This window comes from Buttiauxella sp. BIGb0552 (assembly GCF_004366275.1).
Classification (GTDB): Bacteria; Pseudomonadota; Gammaproteobacteria; order Enterobacterales; family Enterobacteriaceae; genus Buttiauxella; species Buttiauxella gaviniae.
Genome location: NZ_SODY01000003.1, coordinates 531,371 through 547,477 on the forward strand (window position 1 = coordinate 531,371; position 16,107 = coordinate 547,477).

Genomic DNA, 16,107 nt, shown 5'->3' on the forward strand with positions numbered 1-16,107 from the left:
ACATCCCGCTAAATTACTAACTCATCCGACCACATAATAATAATGACCTTTCAGGAAGAGAATATGAGCTATCCGTCGCTGCTTGCCCCGCTAGATCTGGGTTTCACCCAGCTTAAAAACCGTGTGCTGATGGGTTCGATGCATACCGGACTTGAAGAACATCCGAATGGCGCCGAGCGTTTAGCCGCTTTTTATGCCGAGCGTGCGCGTCACGGTGTGGCATTGATTGTGACTGGCGGCGTTGCCCCTTCCCCTTCGGGTGTCGGTGTGGAAAGCGGCGCGGTACTCAATGATGAAAGCCAGCTTGCCCACCACCGCATCGTGACCGACGCCGTGCACCGTGAAGGTGGGAAGATTGCCCTGCAAATCCTGCACACCGGGCGCTACAGCTACCAGCCAAACCCGGTCGCCCCTTCCGCTATTCAGGCTCCGATCAACCGCTTTAAGCCTCATGCATTAACCCATGATGAAATCCTTACGTTGATTGAAGAGTTTGCTCAGTGCGCACATCTCGCGCAACAAGCCGGATATGACGGCGTGGAAATCATGGGGTCTGAAGGCTACCTAATTAACCAGTTTCTGGCGGCAAGGACTAACCAGCGCGATGATGAGTGGGGCGGCGATTACACCCGACGCATGCGTTTTGCCATCGAAGTGGTACGCGCGGTGCGTGAGAAAGTGGGAGCGAATTTTATTATCATTTATCGCCTGTCGATGCTGGATTTGGTCGATGGCGGCGGCACGTTTGAAGAAGCCGTTGAACTTGCAAAAGCGATTGAAAAAGCCGGTGCCACGTTGATTAACACTGGCATTGGCTGGCATGAAGCGCGTATTCCAACCATCGCAACACCTGTGCCGCGCGGTGCATTCAGCTGGGTAACACGCAAATTAAAAGGACAGGTTTCGATCCCTTTAGTCACCACCAACCGCATTAACGATCCGCAAACTGCCGAAAAGATCCTTGCCGAAGGTGATGCCGATATGGTGTCAATGGCGCGGCCATTCCTCGCCGATGCCGAGTTTGTGTCTAAAGCCGAGCAAGGGCGTGAAGATGAGATCAATACCTGCATCGGCTGTAATCAGGCGTGTCTGGACCAGATTTTCCTCGGTAAAGTCACTTCTTGCCTGGTAAACCCGCGTGCCTGTCATGAAACCAAAATGCCCATCGTCCCGGCCACAGTGCATAAAAACCTGGCGGTAGTGGGGGCAGGACCCGCAGGATTAGCTTTTGCGATCAACGCCGCAGCGCGTGGCCACAAAGTGACATTATTCGATGCCGCTTCGGAAATCGGTGGGCAGTTTAATATTGCCAAGCAGATCCCCGGCAAAGAGGAATTTTACGAAACACTGCGCTACTACCGCCGCATGCTAGGGATTACGGGCGTTGAAGTACGCCTGAATCAGTACGTCACCGCCCCGCTGCTTAAAGAATTCGACGAGATTATTCTCGCCTGCGGCATCGAGCCACGCTTGCCGCTTATTGACGGCATCATGCATCCTAAAGTGCTCAATTATATCGATGTACTGCGTGAGAAAGCGCCAGTGGGTGACCGCGTGGCAATCATCGGTGCTGGCGGAATTGGTTTTGATACCGCGATGTATTTAAGCCAGGAAGGGGAGTCCACCAGCCAGAATATCGCCGAGTTTTGCGTGGAATGGGGCATCGACACTAGCCTGCAACATGCGGGGGGCTTGCGTCCGGAAGGTGTGCATCTACATAAAAGCCCACGCCAGATTGTGATGCTACAGCGCAAAACCAGTAAGCCAGGCGAAGGATTGGGCAAAACAACGGGCTGGATCCATCGCACAACACTGTTAGCTCGCGGTGTGAAAATGGTGGCGGGTGTGACTTATGAACGCATTGACGATGAAGGGCTACATATTACAGTCGGTGGAGAGCCACAAACGCTGGCGATCGATAACGTGATTATTTGTGCCGGGCAAGACTCACGCCGTGAACTGGCACAACCGTTGCGTGAACTGGGGAAAACAATGCATTTGATTGGTGGTGCGGATGTGGCGATGGAGCTGGATGCCCGGCGCGCAATCGCGCAGGGCACCCGTTTAGCACTGGAAATTTAGCGAAGACGGCCTAGTTTCACGGCTTTTAATACGACGAATTTCTTGTTCGTAGCAACGGTGTCACAGTTACCGAAGATCTTCTTCAGTTTGTGGTAGTAATCCAGATGGCGGTTAGCAACGATGTACAGCTCGCCGCCATTTTGCAGGCAACGACGGGCGTGGTGGAACATTTCCCACGCAACCTGATCGGTCAGCGCATGCTGCTGATGGAACGGTGGGTTGCACAGAATAGTGTTAAAGCGGTATGGCTCAACACCGGACAATGCGTTGTTGATCATAAACTCACAACGATCCAGGTTTTCTGGCATGTTGGTTTCAACGTTCAGGCGGCTTGAAGCAACGGCCATCGGTGATTCATCAACAAATACCACGTTCGCTTCCGGGTTTTGCTCAAGCAAGTGCAAACCGACCACGCCGTTACCACAACCTAAATCAACAATTTCACCTTCAAGGCCTGTCGGTAGATTTTCGATAAAGAAGCGCGCGCCAATATCCAGACCGGTACGGGAAAAGACGTTAGCGTGGTTATGAATCGTCCACGGCGTGCCTTCCAGTTTCCAGTTCAGCGTTTCGGGTACTTCTTTAATTGCCGGAGCATTGAACGTCGTGTTGATCAGACGTGCTTTTTTCCACGCAAGTGTTGTGGTGGTTGGCCCAAGGATCTTTTCAAACAACTCGATAGTTGAGTTGTGAATATCACGCGTTTTAGCACCCGCGATAATACGTGTTTCAGGGGTCACAACATGGCGCAAAGCACGAAGCTGTTGCTCAAGCAGTGCCAGCGTTTTAGGGATCTTAATCAGAACCACGGCTGGCGCTTCCGGGTATTTAACGGTGCTATCAAGGAACGTTACGTTGGATTCAACGATGCCGTTCTCACGCAAGTTCTCACGGATAGCCAGTTCGCTAAGATACGAGTCACTGATGCTGTATGGCTTGTGTTCAGCCAGCACGCAAGACAGCGCCCCGAAAGTGTCGTTAAAAATCAGGACCGGGCCACTGATTTCGATTTCGTCCAGTTGCTGCAAAAGATAATCATCGGCAGCTTCCCACGCCTGTAGTGGGTTAACGTCATCCGTTTCTGGAAAACGTTTTAGTGTCAGTGAACGGAAACCGTCGTCTAATTGGCTCATCGGCCCTCCTGGATGGTAAAATTTCGGCGTAATCCCCGAATGGGGGCGTGAGTATACCCTTTTTTTTCCTCAAACTGCGCAACTGCCTTTTGAAAGACGTCGAGCGAGCGAGATCTAATGAGCAATTTAACCTACCTTCAAGGCTATCCCGAGCATTTGCTCGCACAGGTCAGAACATTAATTGCGGAACAACGTCTGGGCGAGGTGCTGCAAAAACGGTATCCGTATACGCATAACATCACCACCGATAAAGCGTTGTATGCGTGGACGCAAGATCTGAAAAACCAGTATCTGCGCAATGCGCCACCGGTGAATAAAGTGGCTTATGACAGCAAGATTCACGTGCTAAATAATGCACTGGGCTTACACACGGCAGTGTCACGCGTTCAGGGAAACAAGCTAAAAGCCAAAGCGGAGATTCGTGTCGCGACGGTATTTAAGAATGGGCCAGAAGCCTTTTTGCGCATGATTGTGGTTCACGAGCTGGCTCACCTGAAAGAGAAAGACCACAACAAAGCATTCTATTCACTGTGCTGCCATATGGAGCCGCAATATCACCAACTGGAGTTTGATACGCGGCTTTGGTTAACGCAGATGGCATTGAACGGGCAGGCTTGAGCAACATCTTCCTGCCAAATCATGCAATTGTAGGTCGGAATAGCGCCAGCGACATCCGACACAATCACGATGCCATTACTTCAACCCGGCAAAGACCGCAGCAATTGCCACAGCCCCAGGATCTTTCACCCCTTTCAGGTTATCGCTGTTCACATATGACGAGCGCCCGGCATTCGCCTTTTGCATCTGCGCCGTTGCCTCTGCACCATCTTGTGCAGCCTTCACTGCAGCGTTCAAATCGCTATCTTTCAAGGCTTCAAGTGCAGGCTGCAACGCGTCTATTAACGTACGATCGCCAAGATCGGCACCGCCGTAGCGTTTCATCTGTTCAAGACCAAACAACAGCGCATCGGCAATCGGCTGCTTTTTAGCCACCTTTTGCCCCGCTGCCGTGAAGAAAATGGACATCAATACACCGCTTGAGCCGCCCATCACCGTGGCAAGCCGTTCACCAATCAACTCCAGCAAAACGGCCGGATCATTGAGTGGCAGTTTCCCATCATCATTAAGCTGAGTGATATCCCGCGCACCCTGTGCAAACGTGGAGCCGGTGTCGCCATCCCCTACTTTTGCATCCAGAGCATTCAACGCTTTTTCCTGCTCGATAAGCGTCTTTGTGATACTGACGACCAGTGCTTTCACCGTGGCATTTTCCGATGATTTTACCTGCATCCCCTTACGGATAATGCTGTGTTTTTGCATCGGCATTGCGTGAAGCTTCACCATGGTTTGCCAGCCCGCCGTTTCTACATCTGCCTGTAACGCTTTAATAAATTCGTCATTAAGCACAATGGTTGAGAGCGAAAAACCTTTCATATCAAGCGCGGTAACCAACGGCGCCGGGCCAATCAAATAGTCGATTTGTTCTTTTAATTCTGAATGCGCAAGCTCTTTGGTCAGAATAGCCATCTCCAGCGATGACACTCCGCCCAGGTTGTTGACTAGCACCGCAAGCCTTGTGTCTGTACCGGTTTTTTTACGCAAATGTTTTACCAGCGTCGCCACCGTTTGCTGACTGTTCTGGCTGGCAACAGTGCTTGCACCAGGTTCACCGTGGATACCCAGCCCTAACTCAACATGGCCGCCTTTGATGCGCCCTTCTTCCTCGTGTTGATCGGGCAGATTGCAGGTTTGCATGGCGACACCGATGCTGGCAATGCTGTCGCAGGCACTTTGCGCGATGTCTCGAACATCACTCAGTGATTTCCCCTGCTCTGCGGCAAAGCCCGCAATTTTGTGTACCAGTACCGTCCCGGCAATTCCACGCGGCTGCTTGTTATCGGGCAGAGAAATATCATCACCAACAATAACCATCTCCACTCTCAGGCCGTGCTTTTTAGCTTTCTCGGCTGCCAGCCCGAAATTCAGGCGGTCACCGGTATAGTTTTTGACGATAAGCAGGCAACCACGGTCGCCGGTAACGGCCACAATGGCGTTTAATACCGCATCCACGCTCGGTGATGCGAACAGGTCGCCACATACCGCAGCGGTGAGCATCCCCTTACCAACAAAGCCTGCGTGCGCAGGTTCATGGCCCGAACCACCGCCAGAAATAATCGCTACTTTGCTTTTGTTCCAGTCTTTACGTACCACCACGCGAATAGCGGGATCGGTATCTAACCGGGCCAGGTTATGAAAACGAGAGCTGATGATGACGCCTTCGATGGCATCGTTGACCATTTGCTGGCGGTCATTAAAGAAGAATCTGGACATAGTTTCCCAACAATAAGTAATACATATGCAAAGCATAGCCTTTGCTGCGAGAGATGCCGCAAACCAGGATTTTTGCGTGATGACGTTCCCTATCCACTTGCTATGCTTATGGAAATGTTGCCACAGGAAAATCACCATGACTGCGCCGCTCCTGATTGCCAGAACCACCGAACAAGAACTGCATCTGTTGCCCAGTATGGCAAACCGTCACGGGTTAATAACCGGGGCTACGGGCACTGGTAAAACCGTGACGCTGCAAAAACTGGCCGAGTCATTTTCAGAAATCGGTGTGCCAGTATTTATGGCTGATGTAAAAGGCGACCTCACGGGTATTGCGCAAGAGGGTGCTGAATCCGAAAAGCTGCTCGCAAGGCTTGCCAAAATTGGCGTGACTGACTGGTCACCTCATAGCAATCCAGTTGTCTTGTGGGATATTTTTGGCGAAAAAGGCCACCCGGTGCGAGCAACGGTGTCCGATCTTGGCCCATTGCTACTTTCACGTCTGCTCAACCTCAATGAAGTCCAGTCCGGCGTACTGCAAATCATCTTCCGCATTGCTGACGATCAGGGTTTATTACTGCTCGATTTTAAAGACCTACGGGCAGCAACACAGTACATCGGCGATAACGCAAAATCGTTCCAGAACCAATATGGCAATATCAGCAGTGCATCTGTGGGTGCCATTCAGCGTGGGCTGTTGCAGCTTGAGCAACAGGGAGCTGAATATTTCTTTGGCGAACCGATGCTGGATATCAAAGACTGGATGCGCACTGATGCTAATGGTAAAGGAATTATCAATATTCTATCAGCCGAAAAGCTCTATCAGATGCCCAAACTTTACGCCGCCAGCCTGTTGTGGATGCTTTCGGAAATCTATGAGCAATTACCTGAAGCGGGCGACCTGGAAAAACCCAAACTGGTGTTCTTCTTCGACGAAGCGCATCTATTGTTTAACGATGCCCCACAGGTATTGTTGGACAAAATCGAGCAGGTAATTCGCCTGATTCGTTCCAAAGGCGTTGGGGTCTATTTTGTTTCCCAAAACCCATCTGATATTCCAGACACCGTGCTCGGCCAGCTCGGTAACCGCATTCAACATGCACTGCGTGCTTTTACGCCTAAAGACCAAAAAGCCGTAAAAACCGCCGCACAAACCATGCGCGCAAATCCAAAATTCGATACCGAAAAAGCGATTCAGGAGTTAGGAACCGGCGAGGCACTTATCTCATTGCTGGATGAAAAAGGCAGCCCAACAGTGGTTGAGCGAGCCATGGTTATCGCCCCGTGTTCACGTATGGGACCAGTCACTGACGATGAACGCAACGGGTTACTTAACCACTCACCGCTGTACGGCAAATACGATGAAACTGTCGACAGAGAATCGGCGTATGAGCGTTTGCAAAAGGGCGTTCAGACGGCTGGTGAGCAACAAAATGCACCACCTGCTAAAGGTGAAGCTGTAGCGGTTGATAGCGGTATTCTCGGCGGGCTGAAAGATATTCTGTTTGGCACCACAGGGCCGCGTGGCGGCAAGAAAGATGGCGTAGTGCAAACCATGGCGAAGAGTGCGGCACGCCAGGTAACTAACCAAATTATTCGCGGAGTTTTAGGCAGTATTATGGGTGGGCGTAAACGGTAATTTCTACACTTTAGTCCTTCGCTTTTACGAGAAAGGCCATTTTAGTCAATCAGGTCAATACCCAAAATAATTCGAGGTGCAGGTAGGCGGCAAGAGAGCAAACTCCCAGGAGCTTACATAAGTAAGTGACTGGGATTTGCGAGCGCAGCCAACACCCCTGCAACTCGAAGTATGACGGGTATTAGCCCGAGCGCTTCATCATCATCCAAAGACTGATAAGGAAGAACGTCGCACTGGGTAACAACGCACCCAAAATCGGTGGGATGCTATACACGAGGCTTAGCGGGCCAAAGATTTGGTCAAGCACGTAGAAGACGAAACCAAAGCTGATACCAGTGACAACCCGTACACCCATTGGCACGCTACGCAGCGGGCCAAAAATGAATGACAGGGCCATCAGCATCATTACCGCAACGGAGAGCGGCGCAAAGATTTTGCTCCACATGTTGAGCTGGTAACGCCCGGCATCCTGGCCACTGGATTTCAGATACTTCACATAATTGTGCAGGCCGCTGATAGAAAGTGCGTCCGGGTCCAACGCCACCACACCCAGTTTGTCTGGGGTCAGGTTGGTTTTCCACTCACCGCTGACGGTTTGGGCACCGGTAATTTGCTTCTCATTTGTCAGATTTGACTCATCAACCTGTGACAAACGCCATACCTTATGTTCCACATCGTACTGGGCCGATGCCGCATAACGAACAGATTGCAGGCGACGCTCTTTGTTAAAACTATAAATACTCACGCCCGCCAAATCGTTATCGCCTTTCACGCGCTCGATATAGACAAAACTGTGGCCATCTTTAGCCCACAAGCCTTGCTGAGTTGTCAGCAAAGAACCGCCATACATCTGCTGTGCACGGTAGTTACGCGCCATTTGCTCGCCTTGCGGAGCAACCCATTCACCAATCGCCATGGTCAGTAACACCAACGGAATAGCCGTTTTCATCACTGACAGCGCGATTTGCATACGCGTAAAACCAGAAGCTTGCATCACCACCAGTTCACTACGTTGCGCCAGCATCCCCAACCCAAGTAGAGCACCAAGCAGTGCTGCCATCGGGAAGAAGATCTGGATATCTTTTGGAATGCTAAGGACGGTATATACACCTGCGCCCATTGCTGAATAGCTACCCTGCCCGGCCTTTTTCAACTGGTCGACAAACTTAATAATGCCCGACAGCGACACCAGCATGAAGAGTGTCATCATGATGGTGGTAAAGATGGTTTTACCGATATAACGGTCGAGAACACCAAACATTTATGCCGCTCCTCGTGTTTTGCTAAAGCTTGCACGTAGCCGGCGCATCGGCACCGTATCCCACACATTGAGGACAATCGCGATGGCAAAATAGACCAGATTAACCAACCATATCCAGATCATCGGATCGATTTTCCCCTTCGCCGCATTCGATTTCAACGAGGTCTGAAGCAGGAAGAAAATCAGATACAACAACATAGCCGGAAGCATTGAAAGCACGCGCCCCTGCCGTGGGTTAACCACGCTTAATGGCACCACCATCAACGCCATAATGACAACGGCCATGATGAGTGTCAGACGCCAATGCAGTTCAGCGCGAGCATTTGGCGAATCGTTAGTCCACAGGGCTTTCATGTACATCTGACTGGAATCTTCAGGGTCAAGCGCCACCGTCTGGTGCCCTACAACCGCCTGATAATCCTGGAAGTCAGTAATACGAAAATCGCGCAGTAATGCCGTACCTTCGAAACGCGTACCGGTATTGAGCGTCACAACCTGCGAACCGTCTGGGCGTTGGGATAAATGGCCGGAATCCGCAACCACTACCGATGGACGTGCATTACCTTTCGGGCGCAACTGAGCCAGGAAAACGTCTTTAAAACTTGAGCCGTCAACGCTTTCAATGAACAAAACTGAGTTGCCGTCGGTCGCTTGCTGGAATTGCCCTTGAGCAAGTGCAGCCATACCAGGGTTAGCTTTGGCCTCAGCCAATACTTCGTCCTGATGACGAGAAGACCACGGCCCAAGCCACATTACGTTGACTGTCGCAATTGCACCGGTAAAGAGTGCGAGGATCATTGCAGCTTTGATCAGCACCGCTTTACTCAAACCGCAGGCATGCATTACCGTGATTTCACTTTCGGTATACAGTCGGCCTAGCGTCATGAGCAGCGCAAGGAAAAGGCTAAGTGGAAGGATGAGCTGCGCCATTTCAGGCACACCAAGTCCTAACAAAGAAAGTACGAGGTTTGTCGGAATATCGCCGTCAACCGCCGCCCCGAGAATCCTGACCAGCTTCTGACAAAAGAAGATCAGTAGCAGGATGAAGAGGATCGCAAGTTGGCTTTTGAGCGTCTCCCGAACCAGATATCTTATGATAATCACATTAAATACGCCTGTGAAAACGAGTCTTTTTGCAGGAAAATCGCTTGTTTCATCGCTTATACGTCATTTATTCTCTTGAGTCGTCGAAAACATCGCTAAGATTAAAAAGCCCGGCATAATACTGGCGCAGGGTGATTTAAATGACGTTGCCGAAACCGTAAAAAACATACTCGTAAGATTAACACGAAGTCATCGCAACCGCGGAGATGAGTTACGAAAGCTTGCAATTCTAGCTGTAGCCACCGCCGTTGTCTTTAAGATTCAGGAGCGTAGTGCATGGAGTTCAGTGTAAAAAGCGGTAGTCCCGAGAAACAGCGTAGTGCCTGCATCGTTGTGGGAGTCTTTGAACCGCGTCGCCTGTCCCCGGTCGCCGAACAACTCGATAAAATCAGCGATGGCTACATCAGCGCACTTTTGCGCCGTGGTGAGCTCGAGGGGAAACCCGGTCAAACTTTGTTGCTCCACCACGTTCCAAACGTCCTCTCAGAGCGCATTCTGTTGATTGGGTGTGGCAAAGAGCGTGAACTGGATGAACGTCAGTATAAGCAAGTTATCCAGAAAACGATTAATACTCTGAACGATACCGGTTCAATGGAAGCTGTCTGCTTCCTGACCGAACTGCACGTCAAAGGCCGCAACACATACTGGAAAGTACGCCAGGCAGTAGAAACGGCAAAAGAGTCTTTGTATAGCTTCGACCAGTTAAAAACCAACAAAAGCGAGCCACGCCGCCCGCTGCGTAAAATGGTGTTTAACGTGCCAACCCGCCGTGAACTGACCAGCGGTGAGCGCGCCATTCAGCACGGTCTGGCTATTGCAGCCGGTATTAAAGCGGCAAAAGATCTTGGCAACATGCCACCAAACATCTGTAACGCGGCTTACCTGGCTTCCCAGGCGCGTCAGCTGGCTGACTCATATAGCAAAAATGTCGTCACTCGCGTGATTGGCGAACAGCAGATGAAAGAACTGGGCATGCACTCCTACCTCGCGGTGGGTGATGGTTCCCAGAACGAATCGCTGATGTCGGTTATTGAATACAAAGGCAGCACCGATCCTGATGTGCGCCCAATCGTGCTGGTCGGTAAAGGCCTGACGTTTGACTCCGGCGGTATTTCTATCAAACCTGCCGAAGGCATGGATGAGATGAAGTACGATATGTGCGGTGCTGCATCCGTATACGGCGTAATGCGTATGGTTGCAGAGCTGAACCTGCCGATTAACGTGATTGGCGTACTGGCGGGCTGTGAAAACATGCCTGGTGGCCGTGCTTATCGCCCGGGCGATGTGCTGACCACCATGTCAGGCCAAACGGTTGAAGTGTTGAACACCGATGCCGAAGGCCGTCTGGTGCTGTGTGATGTGCTGACCTATGTTGAACGCTTCGAGCCTGATGTGGTAATTGATGTGGCGACGCTGACCGGCGCGTGTGTGATTGCCCTGGGCCATCACATCACCGGTTTGATGTCTAACCACAACCCACTGGCACACGAGCTTATCGGCGCATCTGAACAAGCCGGTGACCGCGCGTGGCGTCTGCCGATTGCTGATGAGTATCAGGATCAACTCGACTCCAACTTTGCTGATATGGCAAACATTGGTGGCCGCCCAGGTGGCGCAATTACCGCAGCCTGCTTCCTGTCGCGCTTTACCCGTAAGTACAACTGGGCGCACCTGGATATCGCAGGTACTGCATGGCGTTCAGGTAAAGCCAAAGGCGCAACCGGACGCCCTGTTGCGCTGTTATCACAATTCCTGTTGAACCGTTCTGGGTTTAACGGCGAAGAGTAATTTAACGCCCTCACTCTAGCCCTCACCCAAGAGAGGGTTAGAGTGAAACACCATTCACAAGAAAAAGCTGGCTTAATGAAAAACGCGACGTTCTACCTGCTCGACAACGACACGCCATCCGGTGAGTTGAGTGCCGTTGAAGCGTTGGTGTGTGAACTGGCGGCAGAAAGCTTTCGTGCAGGAAAACGCCTGCTGATTGCTTGTGTTGATGAACAACAAGCTATCCGTCTGGATGAAGCACTTTGGCAGCGCGACGCGCACGCGTTTGTACCGCATAATCTTGCCGGTGAGGGGCCACGTTATGGCGCTCCGGTAGAATTGGCCTGGCCACAACGGCGTGGTAGTTCACCCCGCGATGTGCTGATTAGCCTGTTGCCACAGTTCGCAGATTTTGCCACCGCTTTCCATGAAGTGATAGACTTCGTACCTTACGAAGACACTCAAAAACAACTGGCCCGTGATCGCTATAAGGCGTATCGCGTTGCTGGTTTCCACTTGACTACGGCGACTCATACCCCGCCGGGAACGACATAGCAGACAATGGAAAAGACATATAACCCGCAAGATATCGAACAGCCGCTTTACGAGCACTGGGAACAGCAGGGCTACTTTAAGCCAAATGGCGACACCAGCCAGGAAAGCTTCTGCATCATGATCCCGCCGCCGAACGTTACCGGCAGCTTGCATATGGGTCACGCCTTCCAGCAAACGATCATGGACACCATGATTCGTTACCAGCGCATGCAGGGTAAAAATACTCTGTGGCAGGCGGGGACTGACCACGCCGGTATCGCGACCCAGATGGTCGTTGAGCGCAAAATTGCCGCCGAAGAAGGGAAAACACGTCACGACTACGGCCGCGACGCCTTTATCGAGAAAATCTGGCAGTGGAAGGCAGAGTCTGGTGGCACCATCACCCGTCAGATGCGTCGTCTCGGCAACTCCGTAGACTGGGAGCGCGAGCGCTTCACCATGGATGAAGGCCTGTCCAACGCGGTGAAAGAAGTGTTCGTGCGCCTGTATAAAGAAGATCTGATTTATCGTGGCAAACGCCTGGTTAACTGGGACCCGAAACTGCGCACTGCGATTTCCGATCTGGAAGTTGAAAACCGCGAGTCCAAAGGTTCTATGTGGCATCTGCGTTATCCGCTGGCTGACGGCGCGAAAACCGCTGATGGCAAAGATTACCTGGTTGTTGCTACCACGCGTCCAGAAACCGTGCTCGGCGATACTGGCGTAGCAGTGAACCCGGAAGATCCACGTTACAAAGATCTGATCGGCAAATTCCTCGTGCTGCCGCTGGTTAACCGCCGCATTCCAATCGTTGGCGATGAACACGCTGATATGGAAAAAGGCACCGGCTGCGTGAAAATCACGCCTGCTCACGACTTTAACGACTACGAAGTTGGCCGCCGTCATGCGCTGCCAATGATCAACATTCTGACCTTTGACGGTGATATCCGTGAGAGCGCAGAAGTGTTTGATACCAACGGCGAAGAAGCCGATGTGTATAGCAATGAAATCCCCGCTCAGTTCCAGAAACTTGAGCGTTTCGCGGCGCGTAAAGCGGTAGTTGCTGCGTTCGATGAAATGGGCCTGCTCGAAGAGATCAAACCACACGATCTGACCGTTCCATACGGCGACCGTGGCGGCGTGGTTATTGAGCCAATGCTGACCGACCAATGGTACGTGCGCACCGCTCCGCTGGCGAAAGTCGCGGTTGAAGCGGTTGAGCAAGGCGACATTCAGTTCGTGCCGAAGCAGTACGAAAACATGTACTTCTCCTGGATGCGCGATATTCAGGACTGGTGTATTTCTCGTCAGCTGTGGTGGGGTCACCGTATCCCAGCCTGGTACGATGCCGAAGGCAATGTGTATGTTGGCCGTAACGAAGCGGAAGTTCGCGCTGAAAACAACCTTGGCGACGACGTTGCACTGAATCAAGACGAAGACGTTCTCGACACCTGGTTCTCTTCTGGCCTGTGGACATTCTCCACCCTCGGCTGGCCTGAGAACACCGAAGCGCTGCGCACCTTCCACCCAACTAGCGTGATGGTTAGCGGCTTCGACATCATCTTCTTCTGGATTGCACGCATGATCATGCTGACCATGCACTTCATCAAAGATGAAGACGGCAAGCCACAGGTTCCGTTTAAAACCGTCTATATGACCGGTCTTATCCGTGATGACGAAGGGCAGAAAATGTCCAAGTCCAAGGGTAACGTTATCGATCCACTGGATATGGTTGACGGTATTTCCCTGGAAGACCTGCTCGAGAAGCGCACCGGTAACATGATGCAGCCACAACTGGCTGAGAAAATCCGTAAACGCACCGAGAAGCAATTCCCGAACGGCATTGAACCACACGGCACCGATGCACTGCGCTTTACGCTGGCAGCTCTGGCGTCTACTGGTCGCGATATCAACTGGGACATGAAACGCCTGGAAGGTTATCGTAACTTCTGTAACAAGCTGTGGAACGCCAGCCGTTTCGTGATGATGAACACCGAAGACCAGGATTGCGGCTTTAACGGCGGCGAAATGGTTCTGTCTCTGGCGGATCGCTGGATTCTGGCGGAATTCAACCGCACTGTGAAAGCATACCGTGAGGCGCTGGATAGCTATCGCTTTGATATCGCTGCCAACATTCTGTATGAATTCACCTGGAACCAGTTCTGTGACTGGTATCTGGAGCTGACCAAACCGGTGATGAACAGTGGCACTGAAGCGGAACTGCGCGGTACGCGTAATACGCTGATTAACGTGCTGGAAGGTTTGCTGCGTCTTGCGCATCCAATCATTCCATTCATCACTGAAACCATCTGGCAGCGCGTGAAAACCTTCAAAGGCATCACCGCAGATACCATCATGCTGCAACCGTTCCCGGCGTATAACAGCGCACAGGACGACGAAGCTGCGTTTGCAGATACCGAGTGGCTGAAGCTGGCAATCACCGCAGTACGTAACGTTCGCGCTGAGATGAACATCTCTCCGGGCAAACCACTGCCAATCCTGCTGCGTAACGTGAGCGCGGAAGCGGAACGTCGTGTCAATGCGAACCGTACCTTCCTGCAAAACCTGGCGCGTCTGGAAAGCATCACCCTGCTGCCTGCTGATGATAAAGGCCCGGTTTCCGTGACCAAAATCATCGAAGGTGCAGAGCTGCTGATTCCAATGGCAGGCCTGGTCGACAAAGCGGCTGAACTTGCGCGTCTGGACAAAGAGATGGCGAAGCTGGATGTTGAAATTACATCCATCGAAAACAAGCTGTCTAACGAAGGTTTTGTGGCGCGCGCGCCAGAAGCCGTAGTTGCGAAAGAACGCGAACGTCTGGCGGCATGTGGCGAAGCTAAAGTGAAATTGGCTGAGCAGAAAGAAACTATAGCTGCGCTGTAATTGAGTGCATTGATATGAGAAGGCCGGGAGATTTCCCGGCCTTTTTTATGACTACAAACTGATATCTGGTACGATCCCACACGAAATTCGGCTCACAATATCTGCGGCGATTTTGTCGTCATGGTCTTGCAGATCTAATGCGTCTAAATCACCATCTACCCAAGTATTACTCGCAAGGTAGCGACAATAGCGAACTCGCGCCCACGGATAGCCGAACCCTAAAGTACAGACTGTCAGTAAACTATTTATTACTAGTTGGATAATAAAACCTATCACCGTAAGCGTGGAACGGAAAGCAATCTTTTCACTAAAAACTACAGAGTTAAAATAATAACCTCTCAGTGTGACATAGATATAACTCCAACACAGTACTGCACCGAAAAAGTAAAGATAATAAGAAATCTTAATCATCGAGCTAATTGATTCAAGTTCAGATAGTGTATATGGAGACTCTACATACCCCGACATAGTTATTGATAATGCTTTTATCAGCCACGATAAGTTTAATCCAACTATTGCTACCATGAATGGAAGCAGTACTAAAATACCGCCAAATATAATCCTGGTACATTTTCTGATACTAATTTCCGCACTAAATTTTTGCTTACCAAAGCTCAGTCTGTTAAAAAGCAAACGTAGCCACAATGCACTTGTAATGCCTTGTACAAGTCCACCCCAAAAAAAACCAAACATCACGCATATCGCAATGATAATCATCATATTCTTAAGATTAATAGATATTACAATGAACACGACACTCATAGTGATTAGGCAAATAAAATAAAGCACTGCAAATAATAACGCTGGACAGCCTAACACCACCCACCATGCTTTCAAACCACTACATTTAAAATTAAAACGTACATTATTAAGCATAGTTGATTGCATTTGATAACGAATACTTCTCATCATAAGCCATGGTAAAAATAAAATAACCACAGCGACTAAGCACCAAGTGGGAGCAGATGCATGATGATAAATTGACATATAAAGCGAAAGTAAAAAAACACCTGCAAACACCCAGCTTATGAATATTGAGCTCCCTGTAACATTATAGGAAAACCGAGATCCTGATAATTCAGTATGACTATATAAATACTTTTTAGAACGTACAAAAGCCCAGGGAGCAAAAACGCCAAGTGTTACTATTATTAACAAAAAATTAACGATACAAAGACGAAAATACTCTTTCCCCAAACCATGAAACATTAGATTTCTTGAATAATTTACTTCCGTACACCCCTGTTGCTCAGACATAGTTATCCTTAAGGAATTATTCCTTATTATTTTTAATTATTAATACAGCCGAATTTGTCGATTAGCGTTTAAGCGCACATTAACATCTTTAAATATGTCGAAGCGGGAATCAATGA

11 protein-coding genes are annotated in these 16,107 nt (G+C 50.5%); 6 read left to right on the forward strand and 5 right to left on the reverse strand.

Going from position 1 to position 16,107, the window contains the following annotated elements:
• Positions 1-63: 63 nt before the first annotated feature.
• Positions 64-2,082: an NADPH-dependent 2,4-dienoyl-CoA reductase gene (locus tag EDF88_RS11410; RefSeq protein WP_134184750.1), complete on the forward strand. Its 2,019-nt coding sequence runs from the start codon at positions 64-66 to the stop codon at positions 2,080-2,082.
• On the opposite strand, the gene rlmG is transcribed toward EDF88_RS11410, so the two are convergent.
• On the reverse strand, positions 2,079-3,215 hold the full coding sequence (rlmG, locus tag EDF88_RS11415) for a 23S rRNA (guanine(1835)-N(2))-methyltransferase RlmG (RefSeq protein ID WP_064513965.1): 1,137 nt from the start codon (positions 3,213-3,215) through the stop codon (positions 2,079-2,081). The genes EDF88_RS11410 and rlmG overlap by 4 nt on opposite strands.
• Before the next feature lie 117 nt (positions 3,216-3,332).
• Between rlmG and EDF88_RS11420 the strand changes: the two genes are divergently transcribed.
• On the forward strand, positions 3,333-3,833 hold the full coding sequence (locus tag EDF88_RS11420; protein ID WP_134184752.1) for a M48 family metallopeptidase: 501 nt from the start codon (positions 3,333-3,335) through the stop codon (positions 3,831-3,833).
• A 75-nt stretch (positions 3,834-3,908) separates the two neighbouring features.
• On the opposite strand, the gene EDF88_RS11425 is transcribed toward EDF88_RS11420, so the two are convergent.
• Positions 3,909-5,546, reverse strand: coding sequence for a glycerone kinase (locus EDF88_RS11425; protein ID WP_134184754.1), 1,638 nt, complete (start codon positions 5,544-5,546; stop codon positions 3,909-3,911).
• 136 nt (positions 5,547-5,682) lie between these two features.
• Here EDF88_RS11425 and EDF88_RS11430 point away from each other — a divergent pair, with 136 nt between their 5' ends.
• Positions 5,683-7,185: a helicase HerA-like C-terminal domain-containing protein gene (locus EDF88_RS11430; protein WP_134184756.1), complete on the forward strand. Its 1,503-nt coding sequence runs from the start codon at positions 5,683-5,685 to the stop codon at positions 7,183-7,185.
• Between the two features lie 181 nt (positions 7,186-7,366).
• On the opposite strand, the gene lptG is transcribed toward EDF88_RS11430, so the two are convergent.
• Together lptG and lptF are read right to left on the reverse strand one after the other, a co-directional pair.
• Positions 7,367-8,446, reverse strand: coding sequence for an LPS export ABC transporter permease LptG (gene lptG / locus EDF88_RS11435; RefSeq protein ID WP_064513971.1), 1,080 nt, complete (start codon positions 8,444-8,446; stop codon positions 7,367-7,369).
• Positions 8,447-9,550, reverse strand: a complete 1,104-nt coding sequence (gene lptF, locus EDF88_RS11440) for an LPS export ABC transporter permease LptF (protein ID WP_064513973.1) — start codon at positions 9,548-9,550, stop codon at positions 8,447-8,449.
• Between the two features lie 276 nt (positions 9,551-9,826).
• On the opposite strand from lptF, the gene pepA reads away from it, so the two are divergent.
• From pepA to EDF88_RS11460, 3 genes are all read left to right on the forward strand, one after another.
• Positions 9,827-11,338 carry a leucyl aminopeptidase gene (pepA, locus tag EDF88_RS11450; RefSeq protein ID WP_064513975.1) on the forward strand — a complete coding sequence of 504 codons (1,512 nt, stop codon included), beginning with the start codon at positions 9,827-9,829 and terminating at the stop codon, positions 11,336-11,338.
• Positions 11,339-11,413: 75 nt separating this feature from the next.
• A complete protein-coding gene (locus EDF88_RS11455) occupies positions 11,414-11,872 on the forward strand; it encodes a DNA polymerase III subunit chi (RefSeq protein ID WP_034459595.1) in 459 nt (152 codons plus the stop codon).
• Positions 11,873-11,878: 6 nt separating this feature from the next.
• Entirely contained in the window at positions 11,879-14,734 is a 2,856-nt protein-coding gene (locus tag EDF88_RS11460) for a valine--tRNA ligase (protein WP_064513977.1), read from the forward strand.
• Between the two features lie 51 nt (positions 14,735-14,785).
• On the opposite strand, the gene EDF88_RS11465 is transcribed toward EDF88_RS11460, so the two are convergent.
• Positions 14,786-15,991, reverse strand: coding sequence for a DUF898 family protein (locus EDF88_RS11465; RefSeq protein ID WP_064513979.1), 1,206 nt, complete (start codon positions 15,989-15,991; stop codon positions 14,786-14,788).
• Between the last annotated feature and the right edge of the window lie 116 nt (positions 15,992-16,107).

Coding starts and splice junctions, on each gene's coding strand:
- pepA (WP_064513975.1), top strand. CDS start 9,827: ATGGAGTTCAGTGTAAAAAGCGGTAGTCCCGAGAAACAGCGTAGTGCC.
- EDF88_RS11430 (WP_134184756.1), top strand. CDS start 5,683: ATGACTGCGCCGCTCCTGATTGCCAGAACCACCGAACAAGAACTGCAT.
- EDF88_RS11460 (WP_064513977.1), top strand. CDS start 11,879: ATGGAAAAGACATATAACCCGCAAGATATCGAACAGCCGCTTTACGAG.
- lptG (WP_064513971.1), bottom strand. CDS start 8,446: ATGTTTGGTGTTCTCGACCGTTATATCGGTAAAACCATCTTTACCACC.
- EDF88_RS11410 (WP_134184750.1), top strand. CDS start 64: ATGAGCTATCCGTCGCTGCTTGCCCCGCTAGATCTGGGTTTCACCCAG.
- EDF88_RS11425 (WP_134184754.1), bottom strand. CDS start 5,546: ATGTCCAGATTCTTCTTTAATGACCGCCAGCAAATGGTCAACGATGCC.
- EDF88_RS11455 (WP_034459595.1), top strand. CDS start 11,414: ATGAAAAACGCGACGTTCTACCTGCTCGACAACGACACGCCATCCGGT.
- EDF88_RS11465 (WP_064513979.1), bottom strand. CDS start 15,991: ATGTCTGAGCAACAGGGGTGTACGGAAGTAAATTATTCAAGAAATCTA.
- rlmG (WP_064513965.1), bottom strand. CDS start 3,215: ATGAGCCAATTAGACGACGGTTTCCGTTCACTGACACTAAAACGTTTT.
- EDF88_RS11420 (WP_134184752.1), top strand. CDS start 3,333: ATGAGCAATTTAACCTACCTTCAAGGCTATCCCGAGCATTTGCTCGCA.